The sequence below is a fragment of the Neisseria sp. P0001.S005 genome (genome assembly GCF_051963715.1).
Genome location: NZ_JBQCTZ010001019.1, coordinates 1 through 252 on the forward strand (window position 1 = coordinate 1; position 252 = coordinate 252).

At 52.8% G+C, this 252-nt stretch carries 1 protein-coding gene; it reads right to left on the reverse strand.

The genetic code is table 11. The features are described 5' to 3' along the window. Positions 1-252: FCD domain-containing protein (locus ACTHSP_RS23915; RefSeq protein ID WP_440347221.1), on the reverse strand; the 252-nt coding region annotated here is incomplete at both ends.

Consider the following 252-nt stretch of genomic DNA (forward strand, 5'->3'; position numbering starts at 1 on the left):
CCCGTTTCAAATCATTTTGTGCCAATACATCCGCATGCTCGCTGCGGCTTTGATATTCCCTGTCCTGCAAAATGCGGCGGGCGACATAATTTAAATGCAGTTTAGCCGCTTCCGCCGCCTCGGCCGGTTTGGCCTGGGCAATGGCTTCAAAAATAGCGCGGTGCTGGGCAATCAGTGTCGGGCGCGGGTCTTCGGTTTGATGGATATAGATAATGCCGCTGCGTGTTTGCTGATAAAGCATTTTGAGCAGGC